1 rRNA gene is annotated in these 651 nt (G+C 40.9%); it reads left to right on the top strand.

Annotated elements, in window-relative coordinates:
* Positions 1 to 205 (top strand): 16S ribosomal RNA (locus L1D11_RS22540); the annotation flags it as partial.
* Between the last annotated feature and the right edge of the window lie 446 nt (positions 206 to 651).

The raw sequence follows: 651 nt of genomic DNA, 5'->3' as shown, positions 1-651 counted from the left end.
ATCGCTAGTAATCGTAGATCAGAATGCTACGGTGAATACGTTCCCGGGCCTTGTACACACCGCCCGTCACACCATGGGAGTGGGCTGCAAAAGAAGTGGGTAGTTTAACCTTTCGGGGAGGACGCTCACCACTTTGTGGTTCATGACTGGGGTGAAGTCGTAACAAGGTAGCCCTAGGGGAACCTGGGGCTGGATCACCTCCTTATACGAAGATATTCACGATAAGTGTCCACACAGATTGATGGTTTAGATTTAGTTAAAGCCAGAGCTTTAATTAATAACGTCAGTTATTGATTAAAGCTTTTTGCTTTATGCTCTTTAACAATTTGGAAAGCTGACTGATTGATTACTTACGAGTGATTCAATCAAATTTAAAAGTTCTCAATGTTTATCTTTCATTAGATAAACACAACAAACACATTCAAGTGTCTTGTATTCGAATCAAACTTTAGTTTGATTCACATTGAGTCCGGCAAACAGTCATCAAGAATTAACCCTTCTTGATGACAACCAAAAACCTTGGTTGCTTTTTGTCTTCACTTTTTAAAAGTGAAAGCAAATTTGTATCATACACAAGACCCTTTCGGGTTGTATGGTTAAGTGACTAAGCGTACACGGTGGATGCCTTGGCAGTCAGAGGCGATGAAAGGC

The organism is Vibrio sp. Isolate32, assembly GCF_022397955.1.
Taxonomy (GTDB): domain Bacteria; phylum Pseudomonadota; class Gammaproteobacteria; order Enterobacterales; family Vibrionaceae; genus Vibrio.
The sequence above is the reverse complement of the archived record's forward strand: the minus strand, read 5'-3'. Positions and strand labels throughout refer to the sequence as shown.